The following is a 22336-nucleotide window of genomic DNA, read 5'->3' as shown; positions in this document are numbered from 1 at the left end:
TCCAGGCAAGGCTGCCCAACGCAAAGTGCCCCATCACCCTGCCTGCTCCACCGGCGTCACCGTCAACTCCACCCGCTGCGCGCCGCGCAACACCGTCACGTTGACCGGCTTGTCGATACGCGAAGCATCGAGCGTGCGTTGCAGTGCATCCACATCCTGCACCGGCTGCGCGTCGATCGCGACGATCGTGTCGTCGGTGCGCAAGCCGCCGAGCGCCGCCGGACTGCCTTTGACGATCTCCATCACGCGCACGCCGCTTTGCGTGCCGAGCTCGAAGTAGCGCTGCACGCGCCGCGACAGCGGCGTCGTCGTGCCGGCCACGCCGATATACGCGCGTCGCACGCGACCGTGCGCGAAGATCTGCATGATGACCCACTTCGCGGTATCGATCGCGGTCGCAAAACAGATGGCCTGTGCGCCAGGAATGATCGCGGTATTCACGCCGATCACCTGACCCGCCGAATTGATCAGCGGTCCGCCCGAGTTGCCCGGATTCAATGCCGCGTCGGTCTGGATCACGTCGTAGATCATGCGGCCGGAGTTCGAGCGCAGCGACCGGCCGAGCGCCGAAACGACGCCGGTCGTCACGGTCTGTTGCAGCCCGAGCGGGTTGCCGACCGCAATGGCGATCTGCCCGACGCGCAGCTTCGATGATTCGCCGAGTTCGACATGCGGCAGCGGTTCCGGCGAACCGATGCGCAGCACCGCGAGATCGCTGCCGGGATCGTCGCCGACCAGATCGGCGTCGAACTTCGCGCCGTCGGCCAGCGTCACCTGGATATGCGTCGCGCCATGCACGACGTGGCTATTGGTCAGCAGGTAGCCGTCGGGCGTGAACAGGAAGCCCGAGCCAGTGCCGCCCCGCAAGCCGCGCCCATGCGCGGACGCGTCGCCGGGCAGCCGGCGTTCGACGGCGATAAACGCGACCGCCTGCTGCACGCGCTCCAGTGCACCGATCACGGTGCGGGAGTAGGCGTCGAGCAGCGCGTCGTCGTCGTGGGTCAAAAGGTCGGTGGATTGGGGCCCGGGGGCGTCGGATGCGGCGCTCGACAGGTCATCGATGAAGCGTGGGCGGCTTCCCATAACGATGCTCCGGATAGACGGGCTCCGAGATGCGGGGCGCCGCGCGAGTTTTCAAGTGCATCCCGGGGGCGTCGGCGGCGTCCCGGCCGCGCCGCCAGACCGGTGGCCACTGCCCGTGAGACACTTTCCCGGGCGGGCCGTCGCTCGTCGCTCGCTCGCGCCACGGAGACCCTGTTCATGTCCGCATCTAACGCTTCAGCGCCGCAATCCCCGCAGCCGGGTCCACGCATCGAGTCGCTCTGTGCGATCACGCTCGCCACCAGCGACATGCAGCGCGCCGTCGCGTTCTACGAAGCGCTCGGCTTCCCGATCAAGTTCGGCGGTCCGCGCGAGGCCTTCACGTCGTTCGCGTTCGGCAGTTCGTATTTGAACCTGATCGCTGATGCGCGCGCGCCGGTCAACTGGTGGGGGCGCGTGATCATCTACGTGTCGGACGTCGACGCGTTCCATGCCAGGGCGGTGGCGGCAGGCTTGCAGCCGACGTTCGCGCCGTCGGATGCGCCGTGGGGCGAGCGCTATTTTCATATCACCGATCCGGACGGCCACGAACTGAGCTTCGCGCGGCCGCTGCCCTAGCGGCGGAAGTCGGGGCAAACTCGCTATCATGGGGTTATCACGCATGTGCAGCGGCCGCCCACGCGGTAACACGGCTGACACCTCGCGCTTCGATAATCGAACGCGACCGCGTCGCGCTAGCCGCCGCGCGCCATCCCATTCCTGTTGCGAGGAGAGCCGCAATGAAAGAGCCGGACCCGAGACCCGATATCGAACTGATGGCGGAGCGGCAACGCCGTTTCGAGGAAGACCTCATCGATGCCTACGACGAAGAACTCGAAATGGAGGTCGACGACCGCATCATCGACGGCCCGGACGGCTTTACGCCCGAGCATCGCGAGGCGCGCAAGCAGTACTTCCGCGAACTGTTCCGGCTGCAGGGAGAACTGGTCAAGCTGCAGGACTGGATCGTCGCGACCGGGCACCGGCTCGTCGTGATCTTCGAGGGGCGCGACGCGGCCGGCAAGGGCGGCGCGATCAAGCGCATCACACAGCGCCTCAATCCGCGCGTGTGCCGCGTGGCCGCATTGCCCGCGCCGAACAATCGCGAGCGCACGCAATGGTATTTCCAGCGCTATGTATCGCATCTGCCGGCGGGCGGCGAGATGGTGCTATTCGATCGCAGCTGGTACAACCGCGCGGGCGTCGAGCGCGTGATGAACTTCTGCACCGACGAGGAATACGAAGAGTTTTTCCGCTCGGTGCCGGAGTTCGAAAAGATGCTGGCGCGCAGCGGCGTGCAGATCCTCAAGTACTGGTTTTCGATCACCGACGAAGAGCAGGAAATCCGCTTCCAGAACCGCATTCGCGATCCGCTCAAGCAGTGGAAGCTGAGTCCGATGGATCTGGAAAGCCGGCGCCGCTGGGAAGCCTATACGCTGGCGAAGGAGGTGATGCTGCAGCGCTCGCATATCCCCGAGGCGCCGTGGTGGGTCGTGCAGGCCGTCGACAAGAAACGCGCGCGCCTGAACTGCATTCGGCATCTGCTGAGCCAGGTGCCGTATCACGAGATCGAGCATCCGCAGATCGACTTGCCGTCGCGTGTCTATCACGAAGACTATAGCCGTCAGCCGGTACCTCAGTCGATGATCGTGCCCGAGGTGTATTAAAAGCGGATCGTATGAAATAGCCGGCCAACGAAAAAGCGCGGTACGTATATCAGCGTACCGCGCTTTTCTTCTTGCTTCGCCCCGCCGGATCGGCGAACTCAGAACACCGAACGGAACACCCAGAACAGTGCGCCCGCGAGCGCGATCGACGCGGGCAACGTCAGCACCCATGCGAGGATCAGACTGCGCACCGTGGCCCATTGCAGACCCGAGCCGTTGGCCGCCATCGTGCCGGCCACGCCGGAAGAGAGCACATGGGTCGTCGACACCGGCAGACCGTAGAGGTCGGCGGCACCGATCGTGACCATCGCGACGAGTTCAGCCGACGCGCCCTGGCCGTACGTCAGATGCTGTTTGCCGATCTTCTCGCCCACCGTAACGACGATGCGCTTCCAGCCGACCATCGTGCCGAGACCCAGCGCGATCGCGACCGCCACCTTGACCCACGGCGGAATGAACTTGGTCGCGTGGTCGATCTGCGTTCTGAAGTTGGCGATGACCTTCGCGTCTTCGGGCGAGAACTGCGGCTGATTGGCCTTCTGCATCAGACGGATCGCCTCGGAGGTGACATACATGTTGTTGCGCACGTTATCGACGATGCCTTGCGGCACCGCGGCCATCGAGCCCGACTCGGCAACCTGGCGACCGATCTGCTCGGTCAGCTGCTGCAGCGCCGGCAGCGTGGCGGGCGTCAACTGACGGGTGCGCACGAAGGCCTCGACGTCGGCGCGCGGATCCGCGGAAGGCGCCGCGCCCTGCGTGTAGCGCGACAGCGTCGCCGCGGTTTGATGCGCGACCGCGACGAAGTTCTGCGTTTGCGCCGGCGTGACCGCCTTGTTCAGCGCGTAGGCGGTGGGCACGGTACCGATCAGGATCAGCATGATCAGCCCCATGCCTTTCTGGCCGTCGTTCGAGCCATGCGCGAACGACACGCCCGTGCAGGTCAGAATCAGCAGGCAGCGAATCCAGAACGGCGGCGGCTCCTTGCCCTTCGGCTCGGCATACAGCGCGGGCACGCGCACGACGGCCTTCAGGATCAGCAGCAGCAGGCCCGCAAGCAGAAAGCCCACGATCGGCGAAAACAGCAGCGACTTGCCGACGCCGAGCGCCTGATTCCAGTCCACGCCACTGGTGCCGTTCGCACCATGCAGCATCTGATTCATCAGACCTACGCCGATGATCGAGCCGATCAGCGTGTGCGAACTCGAAGACGGCAGGCCCAAAGACCACGTGCCCAGATTCCAGATGATCGCGGCGATCAGCAGCGCGAATACCATCGCGAAGCCGGCGCTGCTGCCAACCTGCAGAATCAACTCGACGGGCAGCAGTTGCAGCACGCCGAAGGCGACCGCTCCGCTCGACGTCAGCACGCCCAGAAAATTCCACGTGCCGGACCAGACCACCGCGATATTCGGCGTCAGCGAGTGGGTGTAGATGACGGTGGCGACCGCGTTGGCCGTATCGTGAAAGCCATTGACGAACTCGAAGCCGAGCGCGATCAGCAGCGCGACACCGAGCAGCAGATACGGCAGTACCGAGCTTTCGCGTACGGGCTGCAGATCGTCTATCAGATGAACGCCGCAGTACACGACGCCCGCGATGAGCAGGGCAACGAAAATAACCAGGCCCGCGTTACGGCCTTTGCCGCTGGCGGCGCCTGGTTGCGGATACGAAAGTTCCGGCATGACGTGAGCCCCAAAAAGTGGTCGCAGAGTTCTTGATGCTGCTTTCGCTGTGTGTCGCAACGATGACAACTACGTGACGGCATTGGGGTGCGGGAAAAGCAGGCGCGGCGCGGCCTATGCTATGCCGCTCACGCCGGTAAATGCTACGCAGGCTGGCGGACGGGAATAGTAAGATGTCCGAACCGGACTAAGAAAGTGATGAATAGCACGAGCGGCGAGCGGGCTTCGGTTGCGCTTACGATGCGCTGACTACTTCGCCGCTTGCGCTGCCACCGAGGGTGCGTTTATAAGCTTGCGCGACGATTTCCGCCGGTACCCCTTGCGACGGATCGCGGCCCATCGATTCGAGCGTTTCGGCGACCCACCCCGGGCTGACCACATTGACGCGGGCCTTGCCTCGCAACTCGAGCGCGGCCGAGCGAGCGAACGCTTCGACACCCGCATTGACGATGCTGACCGCGGCGCTGCCTTCCATCGGCTGTTGCGCGAGCACGCCGCTCGTCAGTGTGAACGAGCCGCCTTGCGACACATGGTCCACGCCGCAGCGCACCAGATTGACCTGCCCCATCAGTTTGTTGGCAAGACTAAAAGAAAAGTCTTCGTCGCCAAGCGCCGCGAGCGGCGCGAATTTCGCCGAGCCGGCCGCGCAGATGATCGCGTCGAAGCTGCCGGCTTGCGCATACATCGCTTCGATGCTGCGTTTGTCCGACAGGTCGACGTGCAGTTCGGAGCCTTTGCGGCTCGCGCCGACCACGTCATGCTCGGTGGCGAGCAGCCTCACGATGTGCGAACCGAGCAGGCCGGTCGCACCGACAACGAGTATTCGCATACATCCTCCTAAGGTCTGTTTGCGGCAATTGCCGCACTGCACACTGCATCGTCGCCGGAGCACTCGCCGAACCGTGCAACGCGCGATCCTATCGGTCGAGGATAGACGCTGCCGGCGCGACGCGCCAACGCGTGAGGGAAGAACCGGCTGACACGCGCCGCGATCCTCCTGAGCATCATTTTTGCTACGCTGGAAGTAAGGTCATGTTTCCCGGGAGCGTCGATGAAGCAAGACAGCGAGATAGTCAACGAGCCGGTAGAGGACGAACCGGCACAGCGAGCCTTCACTTCCTACGCAGCACCGCTCGTCGACGAGGCGATCCGGCTCGCCAAAGGGGTGCACGGCGACGCGTCACCCGAAGCGCTGCACAAACTGCGCGTTTCACTGCGGCGTTTGCGTTCGTTATGGTGGGCTTTCGCACCGCTGCTCGACAAGGGCGAAAATTCCCGGCAACGCGCGGTCTACAAGTTTCTCGCCACCGCGGCGGGTAAAACGCGCGATTGGGACATCCTGATCGCGTTGCTCAGGCAGCAAGACAGCGGCGCGCAAGCATTGATGCCGAAGCTCGAGCAGGCGCGCCGCGACACGCTGGCGACCAGCCGCGAGACGTTGTTGAACGCCGACGTCAAACACCTGCTGCGCGATGCGTTGGCCACCACTTCCGCGCAACTGCACGCCACGCACGATTCGGCTATTGCGCTGCGCAAATTTGCCGCTCGACGCATAGGGGCGTCGGAGCGCTCATTGAAAAAGCGCGTCAAACGCGCGCGCCATGCGAAACGCTCGAATTACGCAGCCTTTCACGATGTCAGAAAAGCGGGCAAGAAACTGCGCTATCTGTTCGAGTTTTTCCGGCCGGTGCTTAAAACCAGCCATAAGCGCACGCTCAAGCGCCTGAAAAAAATCCAGAAGCGCTTCGGCATGCTCAACGATACCGTCGCGAGCGAAACGCTGTTGCGGGACAATGCCGCGTCGCTTGCCGACGCGGACCACATCGAAGCCGCGTTGGGTTGGCTCGACAGGAAACGCAAACGCCGCTTGCGCGCGGCGTCGGAGCTACTGGGCTGAGAGAGCGCGTTCGGTCCTCGCTAGCGCGGAGGATCCGCAGCCCAAAATGCACGGCGCACCGCGCTGCGGTCCGAAAGAATAGTCCGCGAAGGAGGCGAGGGGCGTGGCACCGCATGGGCTTTCGCTGCGTCATCGGCTGCGCCTGACGTTGCGCGCCGTTCGAGCCGGGATGACCCGCTATGTTGGCAACCGTCCGTGGGTGGCCGGCGTCGCCGGCACGCTCGTCGCGTTGGCGATGTCGATCCTGACAGCGGTGGAGGTCGGCGAAGGCCGGAAGCGGGCGCGACGCGACAACAAACCGTTGTCGGTGCTGTTCATCGATATCGATCACTTCAAGCGTTTCAACGATACCTACGGCCATGAGAGCGGCGACGAGGTATGGGTCGCGGTGGCTGATTGCATCGCGTCCGTGGCGCTGCGCTCGGCCGATCTGGTCGCGCGCTACGGCGGCGAAGAGTTCGCGGTGGTGCTGCCGGATACGACCGCGCAGGGCGCGTTCGCGGTCGCGGAGCAGATTCGTCGCAAGGTGGAAAACCAGGTCATCGTGCGCGAACACGATGCGCCGCAGGCGGTGACGGTGAGCGTCGGCTGCGCAACGGCGCTGCCGAGCGCCACGGATGTCGCGAACGGACTCGAGCTGATGGCGGCCGCTGATGGACAGTTGTATGTGGCGAAGAACGAGGGGCGCAATCGCACCCGGTCGGCGCAGTGGGACGAGGATTCGGCGACGCAGGGGGTCTCGCGCACGGGGGCGGCGCCTTAACGCCAGGTGTTCGTTCGCGTGAGCGTGAGCGCCTTCCCGGCCCAGATTGTCGCGACGCAGCGCAATTCAGGCGCGCTCCGCACTGCGCGGCGCGAAGCCGCGCAACGTCACCGCCGCTGGTGTTTCGTCCCGCAACGCCGAGCGCGGCCGATCGGCGGCCGAACCATCCGGGTAAGCCAGCAAGCCCACCGGGAAGCCACGCCGCTGCCATGCATCGAGCCCGCCGCGCAGTGCGCGAATCCGCGTGTAGCCATTGCTGCGCATATGTTGCGAGACTTCGAGCGCGGTCGCGCTGTCCGGGCAGATGCAATAGATGACCATGTCGTGCGTGCGCAGCGCGCCGTCGATCTGCTCAGGCGAATGCGGATCGAGCGCGCGCGCGTCGGGAATCTGGCGTCGCAGATCGAGCAGCGGAGCGCCGGGCCGCGCATCGAGCACGCGGGACGGCGCCATGCGGCGCAGGCGGCCGGAGCGCCGCCAGCGCGACGGCATGCTCGACGCGGCGGCACTTGCCGATGAAGCCTGCGTCGGCGCGGCCTGCATCGGCGCGGCTTGGGCCGACGTGGCTCGCGTGAACCGGCGCCGTTCGTAATATCGCAGATACAGCCGGTAGAGCAGATAGACGAGCGCCACCGCAAGAAGAATGTCGGCGATCGTGCCGCCGCGCTGCTCGACGAACGCGCGCAGCATATGCACCTCGCGTTCCACGGCCGCGCCGCCGAGCAGCCAGAACGTCGCCCACGCGATCACGCTCGCCAGATCCCATAGTGCGTAGATGCGGATGTCGACGGCGGTCGTACCCATCAGCGGCGGCGTAATCAGGCCGAGGCCGGGCACGAACTTAGAGATCGACACGAGCGGCACGCCATAATGTTCGAATAGCGCGCGCGCGGTTTCCAGCCTCGTATCGACGGCGGGCGACAAGCGGCCGAGCCACGCGAGCAGTTTGCGTCCATACAGACGGCCCGCCGCGAACCAGGTGCCGTCGCCGATCAATGCGCCCAGCACCGCCGCGCCGAGGGTCGGCCAGAACGCCAGGGTGCCCGCAGCGATCGCCGAGCCCGCGAACAGCAGCATCGGCACGGCCGGAATCGGTACGCCGAGGCGCGTCAGCAGGACGTTGACGAACACGATAGCGCTGCCCCAGGTTGAAACCGCCGACAACGGAAACTCGACCAATTGAGGCGCTCCTGTTGCTGCTGTTGCGCTGGCATGCGTGGACGGCCGGTATCGACCATCGGCCTCAATCGTCAATACGCAACTAACTGTCAACCCCGCGTGCCCACCGCAAGGTGGCCGGCGCGCTCGAAGAGAGTGCGCGCGGGCGCGCACGCTGGATTCGCAGGGGCGGGGGCTGCATCGTCAACGAACCACGAGCAGTCCCCGGGTCCACCTCATCAGGCATTCGGCACTGCCACCACGCCCGGATTCCCGACGATCGCCAGAAACTCCCGCCGTGTCGACGGATCGGTGCGGAACGTGCCGAGCATGCGCGACGTGACCATCGTGACGCCCGCCTTGTGCACGCCACGCGTCGACATGCACTGATGCGCGGCTTCGAGAATCACGCCCACGCCGGCCGGCTGCAGCACCTCGTCCAGCGTATCGGCGATCTGCACCGTCATCTTTTCCTGGATCTGCAGCCGTTTCGCGAACGCATCGACGAGGCGCGCGAGCTTCGAAATGCCGACCACGCGATGGTTCGGCAGATACGCGACGTGCGCGCGTCCGATGATCGGCACCATATGGTGCTCGCAATAGCTTTCGAAGCGGATGTCCTTCAGCACGATCATTTCGTCGTAGCCGTCCACTTCGGAGAAGGTACGCGCGAGGATGTCGCGCGGATCGACCTGGTAGCCGACGAAAAACTCGTCGTAAGCGCGCGTCACGCGTGCCGGCGTGTCGATCAGGCCTTCGCGCTGCGGATCGTCGCCGGCCCAGCGCAGCAGCACGCGCACGGCTGCCTCGGCTTCTTCGCGGCTCGGGCGTTCGGCGGCCACTACGGGTTTGGTCTTCTTTGCCTTGCTGCTGGTCATGCGTCGTCCTCCTGGATCGCGCGTCGATGCTGCGCGGCGCGCGGGGTCAGTAACTGAGGTCATTGTTCCATGTTTTGCGCCGAAGGTGCCGATGCCCGTTTCGCGGCCGGGGCAGTCGCGGGCGTGCTGCGCACGGCTACTTCGGCCATTCGTCCATCGCATCGTTGAACAGCTCGGCGACCACGCCGCGCAGCCAACTGCCGCGCGGATCGTTATGAAACTTGCGATGCCAGTGCTGCCGCAGGTCGAAGCGCGGCAGAGGCAGGGGCGGCTCGACGAGCATGATCGACGCATGCTCCGACACGTACGCGAAGCCGATCGCGTGCGGCACGGTCGCGAGCAGGTCGGTGCGCGCGAGGATGAAAGGCAGGCTCATGAAGTGCGGCGTTTCGAGCACCGCGCGTCGCTTGATGCGCTTCTTTTCGAGGTACTGCTCGAGCACTTCCTGGCTGCGTCCCTCGGCGCGCACGACCGCATGCCCGGACGCCACGTATTGCTCGAGCGTGAGCGGCCCCTTCGACAGCGGATGTCCGCTGCGCATCAGGCAGATGAAGCGATGCGTGAAGAGCCGCTGCTGAAAGAAGTTGTTGCCCGCCAGGTCCGGAAAATAGCCGACGGCGAGGTCGACATCGCCCGATTCGAGCCCGCGTTCCACTTGCGACGGCGACAGCGTGACCGAGCGCAGTTTCGCGGACGGCGCGCGCTCGGCGAACAGCTGCAAAAGACGCGGCAGAAACACGATTTCGCCGACGTCGGACAGCGCGATCGAAAACGTGTGCGTGCTCGTCGCCGGATCGAAATCCTGCACGTCGAGCATGCCTTTCTCGATGCGCAGCAACGCGTCGCGCGCGGCGGGCAGGATCGCGAGCGCGCGCGGTGTCGGCTCCATGCCTTTCGATGTGCGCACGAACAGCGGATCGTCGAAGTATTCGCGCAGGCGCCCAAGCGCGGTGCTCACGCGCGGCTGGCTCACACCGAGCTGCTCGGCGGCGCGGCTCACGTTGCGCGTGTCTTCCATCGCGACCAGATAGGGGATCAGGTTCAGATCCAGATGTGTCTCGGACATGCTTGTTATGGCTCGCGGGGCGGGCAGGGCAAGGGAATGCTTATGCCGTATCGCTATAAAGCCTAGTTGAAAAATCGCCCATAAGCATAGTGGGATTTTGCGCGGCCGGCATTTTCGCGCGCAGGGCGAGCGCTGGACGAGGGCATCCCGGACCTTCGCCGCCGCGCGCGGCGACCTATGATGAAGGGGGTTTCCCTGCCTTGACAACCCGCCCACAGGACAACCATAATCGCCGAAGCGTTCGCTAAACGAATCACTGTTCACGCAACGAACAATTCAGCGGCGAAGCAATCGAAGGCGCCAGCCCGCTCTCCCCCTCGCGAGCCGTCGCCAGCATGCCCGGAGACTGTTTCCGCGCGAGCCTTGCCGGTTACGGCTGTCAGCCCAGCGGCACGTAGCGCCCCCAAAGGAAATTCGACATGATCAACAAGATTTTCGAGACACTTCAATCGGCGGTCGCCGATGTCCACGACGGCGCGACCGTCATGATCGGCGGCTTCGGCACGGCCGGCATGCCGTCCGAGTTGATCGACGCGCTGATCGAGCAGGGCGCGCGCAACCTCACCATCGTCAACAACAACGCAGGTAATGGCGATATCGGCCTCGCGGCGCTGCTGAAGGCCAAGCGCGTGCGCAAGATCATCTGCTCGTTCCCGCGCCAGACCGACTCGTATGTGTTCGACGCGCTCTATCGCGCCGGCGAAATCGAACTCGAACTCGTGCCGCAAGGCAACCTCGCCGAGCGCATCCGCGCCGCGGGGGCGGGCATCGGCGGCTTCTTCACGCCGACCGCGTACGGCACCAAGCTCGCCGAAGGCAAGGAAACCCGTCTGATCGACGGCCGTCACTACGTTCTCGAAGCGCCGCTGCACGCGGACTTCGCGCTGATCAAGGCGTACAAGGGCGATCGCTGGGGCAACCTGATCTATCGCAAGACCGCGCGTAACTTCGGACCGATCATGGCGAGCGCAGCGAAGACCGCGATCGTGCAGGTGTCGGAAGTGGTGCCGCTCGGCGGCCTCGATCCGGAAGAAATCGTCACGCCCGGCATTTTCGTGCAACGCGTGATCGCGGTGCCGCAAGCGGCGCATGCCCCCACGCCCAATCCTCACGACGCTGCTGCCTGACCCGGAGACCGACATGAAGAAACTGACTCGCGATGAAATGGCCAAGCGCGTTGCCCAGGACATCCCTGAAGGCGCTTACGTGAACCTCGGCATCGGCGTACCGACGCTGGTGGCGAACCACCTCGCCGCTGACAAGGAAATCTTCCTGCACAGCGAAAACGGTCTGCTCGGCATGGGCCCGGCACCGGCGAAGGGCCAGGAAGACGACGAACTGATCAACGCCGGCAAGCAGCACGTCACGCTGCTGACGGGCGGCGCCTACTTCCATCACGCGGATTCGTTCGCGATGATGCGGGGCGGCCATCTTGACTTCTGCGTGCTCGGCGCATTCCAGGTGTCGGCGAAGGGCGATCTCGCGAACTGGCACACCGGCGCACCCGACGCGATTCCGGCGGTCGGCGGCGCGATGGACCTCGCGATCGGCGCGAAGCAGGTCTACGTGATGATGGAGCACCTGACCAAGCAGGGCGAGAGCAAGATCACCGCCGAGTGCTCGTACCCGGTCACCGGTATCGGTTGCGTGACCCGTATCTATACGGACCTCGCAATGATCGACGTCACGAAGGAAGGCCTCGTCGTGCGCGAGATTTTCACGGACATCGGCTTCGACGAACTGCTGAAGCTGACCGGTGTGCCGATGACCGACGGCACGCAGGCCGCGCGCGCGGCCTGATGGTTGGCTGAGGCGTCGCGGCGGCGGTCTGCTTTGCGGCCGCGTCGATGGCGTCTCGTCTGAAAGCGGCATTGCGCGAACGGGCCAGCGCTGACGGGGCGAACTCCTCGTCAGCGCTGGCCTGGCAACTTCAGCGACGGCTTGACCGCGTTTGGCGCACAATACGCAGCACATACCGCGGCATACGCACGGCACGAGCGCTTGCTCCGCCACGGCGTCTGCTTCGAACCGCCGCGCGTCGTGCCGCTTCTTCGCTTCCGATTCCCTCAAACATCGTCGTCACCATGCTCGACTCCAGCGCCCGTCTGACTGGCCTTCTTTGCGGCACACAGCCGATGAACGACATCTGGGCGCCGCGTGCCACGCTGCAGCGGATGCTCGACGTCGAAGCCGCGCTCGCGCGTGCCTCTGCCGCGCACAAAGTCATTCCCGAATCCGCCGTCCCTGCGATCGAAGCGGCCTGCCAGGCCGACCAGCTCGACGCCGACGCGCTCGCACGCGACGCCGCGCTCGGCGGCAACCTCGCGATTCCGCTCGTCAAGCAACTGACTGCACGCGTCAAAGCTGCCGATGCCGAAGCTGGCAAATACGTGCATTGGGGTGCGACGAGCCAGGACATCATCGACACCGCGACGGTACTGCAACTGCGCGACACTTTCGACCTGCTCGACAGCGGCCTGCAAGCCACCTGCGACGCGGTCGCGAAACTCGCGGCCGCCCATCGCGCGACACCGATGATCGGCCGCACGTGGCTGCAACAGGCGCTGCCGATCACGCTGGGTCTGAAGTTCGCGCAATGGCTCGACGCGCTGTTGCGTCATCGCGAGCGGCTCGGCGCGTTGCGCGAACGTGTGCTGGTGCTGCAATTCGGCGGCGCGGCCGGCACCCTCGCGAGTCTGCGCGAGGCGGCGCCGCAGGTCACGCAGTCGCTCGCCAAGGAACTCGGCCTCGCGGTACCGACCTTGCCGTGGCACACGCAGCGCGATCGCATCGCCGAGACGGCGTCGCTGTTCGGCATGCTGATCGGCACGCTCGGCAAGATCGCGCGCGACGTGTCGCTGCAGATGCAAACCGAAATCGACGAACTCGCCGAACCGGCCGCGGCCGGCAAGGGCGGATCGTCGACGATGCCGCACAAACGCAACCCGGTCGGTTGCGCGGCGGTACTGACGGCCGCGACGAGCGCGCCCGGCCTCGTGGCGACCGTGTTCGCCGGCATGGTGCAGGAGCACGAACGCGCGCTCGGCGGCTGGCAGGCCGAATGGGACGCGCTGCCGGATCTCGCGCGCCTCGCGGGCGGCGCGCTCGCGAACATCGAACAGATCGCGTCCGGCCTGAGCGTGAACGTACCGCGCCTCGCCGCGAATCTCGACGTCACGCACGGCCTGATCCTCGGCGAAGCGGTGATGCTCGCGCTCGGCGATTCCATCGGCCGGCTCGACGCGCATCATCTGGTCGAGCGCGCGTCGAAGGCGGCGATCCGCGACGGCAAGACGCTGTATGACGTGCTCGCCGCCGACTCGGCCGTCACCGAACATCTTTCGCTCGAGCGCCTGAAGCAGCTGCTCGATCCCGCTCAATACGTCGGCCAGGCGCACGCATATGTCGACGCCGCGCTGGCGCTTCACACCACGCGCGCGCAGCGCGCCCATTCCAAGGAGTAACCGGCATGCCCTACGCCGCAGTCAACGGCACCGAGCTTCACTATCGTATCGACGGCGATCGTCACGGCCACGCGCCGTGGCTCGTGCTGTCGAATTCGCTCGGCTGCGATATGTCCATGTGGACGCCGCAGGTCGCGGCGTTGTCGAAGCACTTCCGCGTGCTGCGCTACGACACGCGCGGCCACGGTCATTCGGAAGCGCCGAAGGGTCCGTACACGATCGAGCAGCTGAGCGGCGACGTGCTCGGCCTGATGGATACGCTGAAGATCGCGCGCGCGAATTTCTGCGGCATATCGATGGGCGGCCTGACCGGCGTCGCACTCGCCGCGCGTCACGGCGACCGCTTCGAGCGCGTCGTGCTGTGCAACACGGCCGCGCGCATCGGCTCGCCGGAAGTGTGGGTGCCGCGTGCCGCGAAGGCGCGCAGCGAAGGCATGTTTGCGCTCGCCGACGCGGTGCTGCCGCGCTGGTTTACGGCAGACTTCATCGAGCGCGAGCCGGTCGTGCTGGCGATGATCCGCGACGTGTTCGTGCATACCGACAAGGAAGGCTACGCATCGAACTGCGACGCGATCGACGCGGCCGACCTGCGGCCCGAAACGCCGGGTATCAAGCTGCCGACGCTCGTGATCAGCGGCACGCACGACCTCGCCGCCACGGCCGCGCAAGGCCGCGAACTTGCGCAGTCGATTCCGGGCGCGCGCTACGTCGAACTCAATGCCTCGCATATCTCCAACATCGAAAAGGCCGGTGAGTTCACGAAGACCGTGCTCGACTTCCTGACGGAGGCAAAATGAACGACGAAGACCGTTACGAAGCCGGTATGGAGGTGCGTCGCGCGGTGCTGGGCAACGCGCACGTCGACCGTTCGCTCGCGAACCGCACCGAGTTGACCGAGGAATTCCAGAACCTGATCACGCGTTACGCATGGGGCGAGATCTGGACGCGTGAAGGTCTGCCGCGTCATACGCGTAGCCTGCTGACGATCGCGATGATGGTGGCGTTGAATCGCAGCGAAGAACTCGCGCTGCACCTGCGTGCCGCGAAGAACAACGGCGTCACGCGCGAGCAGATCAAGGAAGTGCTGCTGCAGACCGCGATCTACTGCGGCGTGCCGGCGGCCAACTCCGCGTTCCATCTGGCCGACAAGCTGTTTCGCGAGGATGATGCGGCGGCCGCGGCGGCGAAGTCGTAAAGACTGAGCACACGTAACTGGCCCTGCGCATCGCGCAGGATCAGATCGAAGGTGAGGGCAGGCGTGCTCACGACGGACTCCGCAGCTTACGCAGGAAACGCTGCACGGCCACCCGCACGATCTGCTGCACCCGACGGTGGGTCGCCTTCGACACCGCGCGCAGTTCATCGAGCAGTTCCTGCGGCAAGTACTGGCGGTAGGAAGGGTTGCGGTAGCGGCCGGCCATTTCAGTTCGTCCATTCCGACCGGCCGCGACAGGTCAGGACTGTCTTGCGTTCAATGCAGGCCAGCGGGCCAGGGCAATGAACCACAGCAGAATGACGTTCACCACCGGAATGAAGGCGAGCAGCGACCAGGCGCCCGCATATCCCGCCTTCTTCAGGATCAGCCATAGCGGGATAATCTCCGCGATGACGACAACAAGAACAAACACCAGCCAGTGCCATATGGAAAGAGCGCCCACGCATACCTCCATTTTTTAAAGTTGACGGGCAGAGCTGAGTATAACGACGCACGGCTGACTCCTTTTTCAATATTTCCGGCTGCTATCGATGCCCCACACCCGCTGCGCTTTACGCGCGTAGTCCTGCAACGCGGTCAGATTCCGTATGGTCGCATCCCGTCGCTGGTGATACCGAGAAGATCGTCAGCAGCCGCTGCGTCAAGTCCGGCTGTACCGGCTCCATCACCTCCAACCATCCGTTTGCATCCGACCGTGCGGGAGGCGGCCAGACACTTCCGCGCCACGCAGCTGGCCGTACTCGACGCGTGCGAAGACTGGGAGGGCGATGGTTACATGCGGCCCGCAACGGGCTTTCGCGCCGGAAGCGGTATCGGATCGATTGCCCGCCTTGGCGACTATCTCGTGGAAGCCTACGGACAGACCCGAACCAGACGTACAGGCCGCGCGGGCAAGGGGTGTAATGACTGAAACAGAGCGAGGCAGGGGCCTTATGACGCGCTGCTCGCAGGCAAAAAAAGACCCGCGCGATGCGGGTCCGGGTCTGAACTGGCGCGGTTCACTCGATATGCCTGTACCGAGTGTCCCCGCCGCCACGCTGCAACTGTTTCGAAACGATAAGGAACTGTTCGTCACTAATCGTACACTCCAGTTCGCCTATCTCGTACACAGCAACCACCTTGATCTTATTTCCGTTTCGCTCCTCAAAGGTAATCTGATAGACCCCGCGCCACATTGGTTCGCCATCCTCATATTTACCGATCTTCTCGGACGCCAGTCGCACGGCCCTTGTTTTCGTAGCATCGAAATCCAGGGAGAGGATGTCAGTTTTTCTTAGCGCCATCTGGGCCACATAGGCCGGAAACCGGTCGCCGCATGGCGGGTATGGTCCGGGTTCCGCCAGGCATAGCGCGGGAAGGGATAGCAGCAGGACTGCAAAAGCGTGTTTCATGGATTCAAAGGACCTCACTCTATCTGCTTGAACATTCTGTCAGCCTCGACTCTTGACAGCAAATGCTTCGAAACGACAAAAACCTCTACGGCACTCATTGAGCATTCAAATTCGCCAGCGTCGTTCACAGCAATCACCTTGACCTTGTTTCCGTTTTTTTCGTGAAAGGTGATGTGATAGACCTCACGCCACAACTGTTCGCCATCCTCATCTTTTCCTATTTTCTCGGACGCCAGTTGCACGGCTTGGGTTTTCGTATAGTCGATATTGCCAAGCATGCCAGCCTTTTTTAGGCTGTTTTCGGCGATGTTGGTCGGCCACCCGTCGCATGGCGGGTTCGGTCTGCCTTGCGCCAGGCATAGCGCGGGAAGGGATAGCAGCAGGACTGCAAAGGTGCGTTTCATGGATGTTTCACCCTAAGCATTCTGTCGCCACTGTTCCAGATTTGCTTGCGGTATGGCAAGTGCAGAACGATACATCCATTTGACGCGTTGCCGGGATCGGTCTGGCTGTCGCCGTGGATCATGAAGGCGGAACGTTCGCCTAAGCACGTTCCGCAAACCGGGTTAAGCCGCATCGAGAACGGTCCAGTTTTAGGGTGCGGAAACGGTGCCGTAATTTCATACAGGCCAACGGGGATTGGTCCCCCGTCGCGGACATATTGGCTACTGTGTTTATTCTTGTGCTCTCCCTTGCCGGAATATCCCTTATCTGTGATTAATTTGTCGTTGTGATACAACAAGTGGCTCTCATGCTTGTAAATCCACACCATCGTCTTTTCCTCATTGGTTGTACGAACCAACGATTACACCAGATCATCTGGCTGCACACAATTTTTAAGATATACGTCAGTTTGATCTGCATCCGCGTATCGAGCCGACAGAGGCAAGTGCAATTGATCGCGAAAGATCACGGCGAATATGAGTATGGGGCCGATTCGTGGGGAAAACAGAACCACGCCGCAACGATTGCCGGCGCAACACAATGTAAAGAATGCGAATCAAAGCAACAAAAAAGAACGCGAAGATGCAGCCGCAACGAACGTTCAAAACGCAGATGTGCAAAAGCCGGACGTTACGAAGGTCGGCGAAGTGAAGCCTCAAGCCACGAAAGCCGCAGCAAACGAAAGCCGCAAAACGAAGACGCCTGTTACCGTTGTGAAGGAATGCGCGCCGTTCAGGATTGGTATCGAAGGAATCCGCACGGCATTCATTCGCGAATTCGGCGGGCGCCGATATTTTTTATGCGGTAGTCGTCGCTACGACGCTCACCGGCACCTGCACGCACACCGCGCGCAACACCGTCTCCTTGATCACCTCGCGCCAATGCGCGAGCGCCGCCTTGTCCATCAGCGGCTCGCCGAGAAACGCGCCGAGCGTGTACTGATTGGCGTTATAGAAATAGCCGAGCGACGCGATCATCAGATACACGTCGCGCGCCGCGATATCGGCGCGAAATACGTGCTGCGCGCGGCCCGCCTCCAATAGCCTCTGCACCACCGAAATCGCGTAGCCCGAAATCTCCTTGAGCTTTTGCGATTTTTTCGCATGCTTGCCCTGGTGCAGATTTTCGCTCGACAGCAGCGTCACGAACTCTGGGTGATCGAGGTAGTACTGCCAGACGAACTCGACCATCTGTTCGAGGCCATGCACCGGATCGCGCAGATCGAGATCGAGTTTGCTTTCCGCTTCGTTGAACTGCGTGTAGATCGTCTCCAGCACTTCGATGAATAGCTGCTCCTTGCTGCCGAAGTAGTAATAGATCATCCGGTCGTGCGAACGCGCGGCCTTCGAAATGCTTTCGATGCGGCCGCTCGCATAACCCTGCTTCGCGAACACCCTGATGGCCGCCTTCAGGATCTTGGCGCGCGTGTCCTGCGCCTGTTTCGCGCGGATACCGATGGCGCCCGGCTTGCGGGCGGCGGTGGGGCTCATGACGGTCTCGGATCTCTTTTTTGTCAGCGTCGGTTTGAACGGCGGGCGCGCAGACTCAGCACGCCGATGCCGCATTGCACCATGATCCCGCGTGACGGAAAACACGTTGCACAGTCGATTTTGATCGAGTAGATTTCAATCGAGTTTGGTGTAGAAGATACTACATGAACGGTGAGTGACCGCAACATGAAAATGGGCGGCCCACGCGGAAATGCCCTGAAACCGGGACGATTCGCGCACCACGCAGCACCGCCAGTCATGTCGCGCCTGTGATGTCGTAGGGAACCCCACGATGACAGAACATACGAAGGTCGATTTCGGTGCAGAGAGTGTCGATCGCGATACCGCGTCGACGCCGGGCCCAACCGTGCTCGCAAAGTCGGCGCCGCGCAGCGAGCGCATGGCCGCGAACAAGATCGAATGCAATGCGTGTCCGGTGCTGTGCCAGATCTCGGAAGGGCGCACCGGCGCGTGCGACCGTTATGCGAATGCGGATGGGCGGTTGATACGCGTCGATCCGGTGGTGTTTCTGTCGCGTGCGGATGATGCCGACGCCGATCAGGCAAATGCGACGATCGAATTCGGCACAGCCCCCGCCGCCGACCAAAGCACCGTCGAACCGGCCCTCTTCGTCACCGGCGTCGGTGCCTCCTCGACCTATCCCGACTACAAGCCCGCGCCGTTCATCGTCGCGTCGAAGCTCGATGACGTCGACATGGTCACCGTCGTCACCGAAGGCATCTTCAGCTATTGCAGCTTCAAGGTGAAGATCGACACCGACCGCTTTCTCGGCCCCGAACAGGCCAACGTGCGCTGCGACGGCGAGATCGTCGGTCACGTGAGCACGGCCGAATACGGCTCGCAGATGCTGAGCCTCGGCGGCGTCCATCATCTGACCGGCGGCAGCAAGAAAGAAGGCCGCGTGACCTGCGACATGATGCTCGCGCTCGGCAACAAGGAGGCGGTCGAGCTTGGTATCGACGGCGGCGCGAGTCTCGTGATTCGCGCCGGCGTCGCGCCGATCGTCGACGGTGTCGAGGAGCAGCGCATGCGCGTCGGCTGCGGCTCCGCGACGATCGGTATCTTCGCGAAGCAATGGTTCGGCCACGTCGATGAGGTGGTGGTCGTCGACGATCACATTACGGGCGTGCTGACCGAGCACCAGGCGGGCCGCTGCCTGGGCATGACGCGCTCGGGACTCAAGATACGCGGCCGCAAATCGACGCCGGGCCGCTATTTCCAGGTTGCCAATCCTGGCACCGGTTGGGGGGGCACCGACATTCAGGACCCGCTCGCGATCGTCGAAGGATTCGATCCGTCGGTCGCGAAGCCGGGCATGCGCGTGCTGATGGTCTCGACGACCGGCGAACACGCGCAATGGTACGAACTCGACGCACAGCTCGTGCCGCGCATCGCGCCGATGCCCGACGCGGTGCGCCGCACGGTCGAGCGGATCGGCGAGAACTGCGAGCCGTCGCTCGCGACGGTGCTGTTTCTCGGCGGCGCGGGCGGCAGTCTGCGCGCCGGCGCGACCGAGAATCCGGTGCTGCTCACGCGCGCGATCAAGCGCAAGCTCGTCAACGTCACGTGCGGCGGCGCGCCGGCTTATGTGTGGCCGGGCGGCGGCATCACCGTGATGGTCGACGTGACGCGCATGCCGGACCGCTCGTTCGGCACGGTGCCGACACCGGCGCTCGTCGCGCCGATCGAATTCACGATGACGTACGACACGTACCGCGATCTCGGCGGCCACGTCGAGGCGGTGCGCTCGTTGCAGAGCGTGCTCGCGAGCGGGCCGACGCATACGGAAGGCGCGCCGCTCGCGCGGCGGACGCTGGCTCGCGATCCGGACAATCCGTGGCCGCCTGCAATGCCCGGTTAAGCACCCTGACGAAAAAATCACGCGATGACCCCCACCCGAACCCGCCTCGACGAACACCGCTGGCATTGGCAGCACGGGCCGATCGACCTGATCCTCGGCGCCGACGGCGAGCCCGACGCGGTGCGTGCCGCATATGACGCATGCTGGGAGCGCTTCAGTCCTGTGCTGGAGGAGCTGGTCCGCGAATTGAACGTGCTTCGGCAACCAGTGCAGGCTGTGGCGGCACGACATGATTGCCCGCTTCGAGGGCCGGTCGCGACGCGTATGTGGCGTGCGTGTCATCCGCATCGTTCGAGCTTCATCACGCCGATGGCGGCGGTCGCGGGCAGCGTCGCCGACGAACTGATCGCCGCGTTCGCGCGCGACGGCATCGCGCGCGCCTTCATCAACAACGGCGGCGACATCGCGCTGCACCTCGCGGCGGGGCAGCAGTATCGCGTGGGCGTGTTGGCGGACCTCGCGCAAATTCCGGGCACGCGTTTCGCGCACGACCCTGCGCTCGACGCGCATCTGACGCTCGACGCTCGGCAGCCGATTCGCGGCATCGCGACGAGCGGCTGGCGCGGCCGCAGCTTCAGTCTCGGCATCGCCGACAGCGTGACCGTGCTCGCGCGCGATGCCGCGAGCGCCGACGCCGCCGCGACGATGATCGCGAACGCGGTCGATCTCGACCATGCGGGAATCGTGCGGCGTCCGGCGTCGTCGCTGAAGGACGATAGCGATCTCGGCGATCTGCTGGTGACCGTCGACGTGCCGCGTCTGCCGCAGCCGCTGATCGATTTCGCGCTCGCCCGCGGCGTCGATGTCGCGAAGCGGTTGCGCGACCAGGGTTTGATCGAAGGCGCCGCGCTGTTCCTGCAAGGACGGGCGCGGGTCACCGGCATCGACGATTCACGCGCGTTGTCCGCCACGCGCGCTGCACTGACAACGGAGGCTCCGTGTTCGAAATACGCCGCGTGCTGACGCACGTCGAAGACATCTTCCACGAGTTCGGCCCCGCGCCCGCGCAGCCGCTCAGACGAGGCGCGATCGCCGCGGTGATGACGAATCCGTTCGCGGGCCGCTACGAGCCGAAAATAGAACCCGCGATGGAAGCGCTGAAGCCGCTCGGCTTCGAGATGGCGCAGCGGCTGCTGACGGCGATGGCGGTGCCGCATGCGTCGATCGAAAGCTATGGGAAGGGCGCGATCGTCGGCGCGCGCGGGGAACTCGAGCACGGCGCGCTATGGCATGTGCCCGGCGGCTACGCGATGCGCGAGCTGCTCGAAAAGCACGGCGTGCCGACCCACGCGATCGTGCCGTCGACGAAGAAGGTCGGCGCGCCGTCCACCGCGCTCGACGTGCCGCTCACGCATGTCAACGCGAGCTACGTGCGCAGCCACTTCGACGCGATCGAAGTACGCGTGCCCGGCGCGCCCGCCGCCGACGAGATCGTCTACATCCTCGCGATGAGCGCGGGGCAGCGCGTGCATGCGCGGGTTGGCGGCCTCGCGAAAGAGGCGATCGTCGGCAAGGACGGCTTGCGCTGAAGCGGCGCGCGGCAACCATACTGCAAGGCAACGAAACTCGGAGAGCGCAAATGGCAATCAGGCTTCGCAAGCTGGTCGTGCAGGTCGACGAAACACGCATCGAAATGGGCCAGACCGTCGAGCCGCCCGCGCGCCGCGCGGTCGCGATTGCGGTGATCGATAATCCGTATGCGGGCCGCTACGAAGCGAAGCTCGACGCGCTGATCGAAGCTGGCGAGGAACTCGGCGCGCTGCTCGGCAAGCGCTGCGTCGAGGCGTTGGGCATCGCGCCGGGCGAAGCGCAAAGCTACGGCAAGGCGGCGATCGTCGGCGAGGCGGGCGAGCTCGAACATGCGGCCGCGATCCTGCATCCGAAGCTCGGCGCGCCGCTGCGCGCGGCGGTCGAAAAGGGCGCGGCGCTGGTGCCGTCGGCGAAGAAGATCGGCACGCTCGGCACCGCGATCGACGTGCCGCTCGGCCACAAGGACGCCGCCTACGTGCGCAGCCATTTCGACGCGATCGAGGCGCGCGTGGCCGATGCGCCGCGCGCGAACGAAATCGTCGTGGCGGTCGCGGTGACCGCGTCGGGCCGGCCGCTGCCGCGCATCGGCGGCCTGCAGGCGAGCGAGATCAAGGGCGAAGACGGTTTGCGCTGAACAATCGCTTTTTCGCCGCTTTTTTGCCTGCGCTTGTTGCGCGGGTTGTTTCGCTGGTAGTGTCCTGCCGTTGACGCGGGCGCGCATGGTG

The 22336-nt window shown here is 64.3% G+C and carries 24 protein-coding genes and 1 pseudogene; 13 read left to right on the top strand and 12 right to left on the bottom strand.

Annotated features, from left to right (window positions below; translation table 11 throughout):
- Nucleotides 1-33 precede the first annotated feature (33 nt).
- Nucleotides 34-1083 carry a S1C family serine protease gene (locus OKW38_RS28770; RefSeq protein WP_429364280.1) on the bottom strand — a complete coding sequence of 350 codons (1050 nt, stop codon included), beginning with the start codon at nt 1081-1083 and terminating at the stop codon, nt 34-36.
- Between the two features lie 177 nt (nt 1084-1260).
- Here OKW38_RS28770 and OKW38_RS28765 point away from each other — a divergent pair, with 177 nt between their 5' ends.
- Together OKW38_RS28765 and ppk2 are read left to right on the top strand one after the other, a co-directional pair.
- Nucleotides 1261-1659 carry a VOC family protein gene (locus OKW38_RS28765; protein WP_090807279.1) on the top strand — a complete coding sequence of 133 codons (399 nt, stop codon included), beginning with the start codon at nt 1261-1263 and terminating at the stop codon, nt 1657-1659.
- Nucleotides 1660-1820: 161 nt separating this feature from the next.
- Nucleotides 1821-2747, top strand: coding sequence for a polyphosphate kinase 2 (gene ppk2, locus OKW38_RS28760; protein ID WP_429333466.1), 927 nt, complete (start codon nt 1821-1823; stop codon nt 2745-2747).
- A gap of 98 nt (nt 2748-2845) precedes the next feature.
- Here the strand turns inward: ppk2 and OKW38_RS28755 are convergent, their stop codons facing one another.
- The gene (locus OKW38_RS28755) at nt 2846-4432 is read right to left on the bottom strand and encodes an inorganic phosphate transporter (RefSeq protein WP_429364278.1); all 1587 of its coding nucleotides are present in this window, start codon (nt 4430-4432) and stop codon (nt 2846-2848) included.
- 235 nt (nt 4433-4667) lie between these two features.
- Entirely contained in the window at nt 4668-5261 is a 594-nt protein-coding gene (locus OKW38_RS28750; RefSeq protein ID WP_090807273.1) for a short chain dehydrogenase, read from the bottom strand.
- A gap of 222 nt (nt 5262-5483) precedes the next feature.
- Between OKW38_RS28750 and OKW38_RS28745 the strand changes: the two genes are divergently transcribed.
- Both OKW38_RS28745 and OKW38_RS28740 read left to right on the top strand, forming a co-directional pair.
- Nucleotides 5484-6329 carry a CHAD domain-containing protein gene (locus OKW38_RS28745; RefSeq protein WP_429364276.1) on the top strand — a complete coding sequence of 282 codons (846 nt, stop codon included), beginning with the start codon at nt 5484-5486 and terminating at the stop codon, nt 6327-6329.
- Between the two features lie 274 nt (nt 6330-6603).
- Nucleotides 6604-7092: pseudogene (locus tag OKW38_RS28740) on the top strand (GGDEF domain-containing protein); the annotation flags it as partial.
- 66 nt (nt 7093-7158) lie between these two features.
- Here OKW38_RS28740 and OKW38_RS28735 read toward each other — a convergent pair.
- From OKW38_RS28735 to OKW38_RS28725, 3 genes are all read right to left on the bottom strand, one after another.
- A complete protein-coding gene (locus OKW38_RS28735) occupies nt 7159-8271 on the bottom strand; it encodes a VTT domain-containing protein (protein ID WP_429364275.1) in 1113 nt (370 codons plus the stop codon).
- 218 nt (nt 8272-8489) lie between these two features.
- Nucleotides 8490-9128 (bottom strand): GTP cyclohydrolase I FolE, encoded by a 639-nt coding sequence (folE, locus tag OKW38_RS28730; RefSeq protein ID WP_429364273.1) that lies wholly within the window; start codon nt 9126-9128, stop codon nt 8490-8492.
- A gap of 136 nt (nt 9129-9264) precedes the next feature.
- A complete protein-coding gene (locus OKW38_RS28725; protein WP_090807267.1) occupies nt 9265-10194 on the bottom strand; it encodes a LysR family transcriptional regulator in 930 nt (309 codons plus the stop codon).
- Between the two features lie 419 nt (nt 10195-10613).
- Between OKW38_RS28725 and OKW38_RS28720 the strand changes: the two genes are divergently transcribed.
- The 5 genes from OKW38_RS28720 (at nt 10614) to pcaC (ending at nt 14853) form a co-directional block, all read left to right on the top strand.
- Nucleotides 10614-11321 (top strand): 3-oxoacid CoA-transferase subunit A, encoded by a 708-nt coding sequence (locus OKW38_RS28720; protein ID WP_062131411.1) that lies wholly within the window; start codon nt 10614-10616, stop codon nt 11319-11321.
- A 13-nt stretch (nt 11322-11334) separates the two neighbouring features.
- Complete coding sequence (locus OKW38_RS28715; RefSeq protein ID WP_018423570.1) at nt 11335-11994, top strand: 3-oxoacid CoA-transferase subunit B; 660 nt, start codon at nt 11335-11337, stop codon at nt 11992-11994.
- Between the two features lie 284 nt (nt 11995-12278).
- On the top strand, nt 12279-13658 hold the full coding sequence (locus OKW38_RS28710) for a 3-carboxy-cis,cis-muconate cycloisomerase (RefSeq protein WP_429364271.1): 1380 nt from the start codon (nt 12279-12281) through the stop codon (nt 13656-13658).
- A gap of 5 nt (nt 13659-13663) precedes the next feature.
- Nucleotides 13664-14455 (top strand): 3-oxoadipate enol-lactonase, encoded by a 792-nt coding sequence (gene pcaD, locus OKW38_RS28705; protein ID WP_090807263.1) that lies wholly within the window; start codon nt 13664-13666, stop codon nt 14453-14455.
- On the top strand, nt 14452-14853 hold the full coding sequence (gene pcaC / locus OKW38_RS28700; protein ID WP_187619599.1) for a 4-carboxymuconolactone decarboxylase: 402 nt from the start codon (nt 14452-14454) through the stop codon (nt 14851-14853). The genes pcaD and pcaC overlap by 4 nt, the downstream gene beginning before the upstream one ends.
- 67 nt (nt 14854-14920) lie before the next feature.
- Here the strand turns inward: pcaC and OKW38_RS28695 are convergent, their stop codons facing one another.
- The 6 genes from OKW38_RS28695 to OKW38_RS28670 all read right to left on the bottom strand — a co-directional run bounded on the left by OKW38_RS28695 (nt 14921) and on the right by OKW38_RS28670 (nt 18199).
- The gene (locus OKW38_RS28695; protein ID WP_429333473.1) at nt 14921-15079 is read right to left on the bottom strand and encodes a hypothetical protein; all 159 of its coding nucleotides are present in this window, start codon (nt 15077-15079) and stop codon (nt 14921-14923) included.
- A gap of 33 nt (nt 15080-15112) precedes the next feature.
- Complete coding sequence (locus OKW38_RS28690) at nt 15113-15316, bottom strand: hypothetical protein (RefSeq protein WP_008922557.1); 204 nt, start codon at nt 15314-15316, stop codon at nt 15113-15115.
- Between the two features lie 556 nt (nt 15317-15872).
- A complete protein-coding gene (locus tag OKW38_RS28685) occupies nt 15873-16265 on the bottom strand; it encodes a hypothetical protein (protein ID WP_429364269.1) in 393 nt (130 codons plus the stop codon).
- 14 nt (nt 16266-16279) lie between these two features.
- Nucleotides 16280-16669: a hypothetical protein gene (locus OKW38_RS28680; RefSeq protein WP_184063216.1), complete on the bottom strand. Its 390-nt coding sequence runs from the start codon at nt 16667-16669 to the stop codon at nt 16280-16282.
- Nucleotides 16666-17037 carry a tlde1 domain-containing protein gene (locus OKW38_RS28675; protein ID WP_429364267.1) on the bottom strand — a complete coding sequence of 124 codons (372 nt, stop codon included), beginning with the start codon at nt 17035-17037 and terminating at the stop codon, nt 16666-16668. Before OKW38_RS28675 ends, OKW38_RS28680 begins: the two co-directional genes overlap by 4 nt.
- A gap of 469 nt (nt 17038-17506) precedes the next feature.
- Complete coding sequence (locus tag OKW38_RS28670; RefSeq protein WP_429364266.1) at nt 17507-18199, bottom strand: TetR family transcriptional regulator; 693 nt, start codon at nt 18197-18199, stop codon at nt 17507-17509.
- 292 nt (nt 18200-18491) lie between these two features.
- Between OKW38_RS28670 and OKW38_RS28665 the strand changes: the two genes are divergently transcribed.
- The 4 genes from OKW38_RS28665 to OKW38_RS28650 are packed head-to-tail and all read left to right on the top strand — an operon-like array spanning nt 18492 to nt 22245.
- On the top strand, nt 18492-20081 hold the full coding sequence (locus tag OKW38_RS28665; protein ID WP_429364264.1) for a 6-hydroxynicotinate reductase: 1590 nt from the start codon (nt 18492-18494) through the stop codon (nt 20079-20081).
- A gap of 24 nt (nt 20082-20105) precedes the next feature.
- Nucleotides 20106-21044: a UPF0280 family protein gene (locus tag OKW38_RS28660; RefSeq protein ID WP_429364263.1), complete on the top strand. Its 939-nt coding sequence runs from the start codon at nt 20106-20108 to the stop codon at nt 21042-21044.
- On the top strand, nt 21020-21610 hold the full coding sequence (locus tag OKW38_RS28655; RefSeq protein WP_429364261.1) for an amino acid synthesis family protein: 591 nt from the start codon (nt 21020-21022) through the stop codon (nt 21608-21610). Before OKW38_RS28660 ends, OKW38_RS28655 begins: the two co-directional genes overlap by 25 nt.
- A gap of 50 nt (nt 21611-21660) precedes the next feature.
- On the top strand, nt 21661-22245 hold the full coding sequence (locus OKW38_RS28650) for an amino acid synthesis family protein (RefSeq protein WP_027195794.1): 585 nt from the start codon (nt 21661-21663) through the stop codon (nt 22243-22245).
- The last annotated feature ends 91 nt before the right edge of the window (nt 22246-22336 follow it).

It is taken from the genome of Paraburkholderia sp. MM5496-R1, assembly GCF_050436205.1.
GTDB lineage: Bacteria > Pseudomonadota > Gammaproteobacteria > Burkholderiales > Burkholderiaceae > Paraburkholderia > Paraburkholderia tuberum.
Note: the sequence above shows the minus strand (reverse complement) of the source record. Positions and strands in the feature narration are given on the sequence as shown.

Excerpts from the sequence above, each read along its gene's own strand:
- OKW38_RS28770 (WP_429364280.1), bottom strand. The coding sequence starts at position 1,083 with ATGGGAAGCCGCCCACGCTTCATCGATGACCTGTCGAGCGCCGCATCC.
- OKW38_RS28765 (WP_090807279.1), top strand. The coding sequence starts at position 1,261 with ATGTCCGCATCTAACGCTTCAGCGCCGCAATCCCCGCAGCCGGGTCCA.
- ppk2 (WP_429333466.1), top strand. The coding sequence starts at position 1,821 with ATGAAAGAGCCGGACCCGAGACCCGATATCGAACTGATGGCGGAGCGG.
- OKW38_RS28755 (WP_429364278.1), bottom strand. The coding sequence starts at position 4,432 with ATGCCGGAACTTTCGTATCCGCAACCAGGCGCCGCCAGCGGCAAAGGC.
- OKW38_RS28750 (WP_090807273.1), bottom strand. The coding sequence starts at position 5,261 with ATGCGAATACTCGTTGTCGGTGCGACCGGCCTGCTCGGTTCGCACATC.
- OKW38_RS28745 (WP_429364276.1), top strand. The coding sequence starts at position 5,484 with ATGAAGCAAGACAGCGAGATAGTCAACGAGCCGGTAGAGGACGAACCG.
- folE (WP_429364273.1), bottom strand. The coding sequence starts at position 9,128 with ATGACCAGCAGCAAGGCAAAGAAGACCAAACCCGTAGTGGCCGCCGAA.
- OKW38_RS28725 (WP_090807267.1), bottom strand. The coding sequence starts at position 10,194 with ATGTCCGAGACACATCTGGATCTGAACCTGATCCCCTATCTGGTCGCG.
- OKW38_RS28720 (WP_062131411.1), top strand. The coding sequence starts at position 10,614 with ATGATCAACAAGATTTTCGAGACACTTCAATCGGCGGTCGCCGATGTC.
- OKW38_RS28715 (WP_018423570.1), top strand. The coding sequence starts at position 11,335 with ATGAAGAAACTGACTCGCGATGAAATGGCCAAGCGCGTTGCCCAGGAC.
- OKW38_RS28710 (WP_429364271.1), top strand. The coding sequence starts at position 12,279 with ATGCTCGACTCCAGCGCCCGTCTGACTGGCCTTCTTTGCGGCACACAG.
- pcaD (WP_090807263.1), top strand. The coding sequence starts at position 13,664 with ATGCCCTACGCCGCAGTCAACGGCACCGAGCTTCACTATCGTATCGAC.
- pcaC (WP_187619599.1), top strand. The coding sequence starts at position 14,452 with ATGAACGACGAAGACCGTTACGAAGCCGGTATGGAGGTGCGTCGCGCG.
- OKW38_RS28695 (WP_429333473.1), bottom strand. The coding sequence starts at position 15,079 with ATGGCCGGCCGCTACCGCAACCCTTCCTACCGCCAGTACTTGCCGCAG.
- OKW38_RS28685 (WP_429364269.1), bottom strand. The coding sequence starts at position 16,265 with ATGAAACACGCTTTTGCAGTCCTGCTGCTATCCCTTCCCGCGCTATGC.
- OKW38_RS28680 (WP_184063216.1), bottom strand. The coding sequence starts at position 16,669 with ATGAAACGCACCTTTGCAGTCCTGCTGCTATCCCTTCCCGCGCTATGC.
- OKW38_RS28675 (WP_429364267.1), bottom strand. The coding sequence starts at position 17,037 with ATGGTGTGGATTTACAAGCATGAGAGCCACTTGTTGTATCACAACGAC.
- OKW38_RS28670 (WP_429364266.1), bottom strand. The coding sequence starts at position 18,199 with ATGAGCCCCACCGCCGCCCGCAAGCCGGGCGCCATCGGTATCCGCGCG.
- OKW38_RS28665 (WP_429364264.1), top strand. The coding sequence starts at position 18,492 with ATGACAGAACATACGAAGGTCGATTTCGGTGCAGAGAGTGTCGATCGC.
- OKW38_RS28660 (WP_429364263.1), top strand. The coding sequence starts at position 20,106 with ATGACCCCCACCCGAACCCGCCTCGACGAACACCGCTGGCATTGGCAG.
- OKW38_RS28650 (WP_027195794.1), top strand. The coding sequence starts at position 21,661 with ATGGCAATCAGGCTTCGCAAGCTGGTCGTGCAGGTCGACGAAACACGC.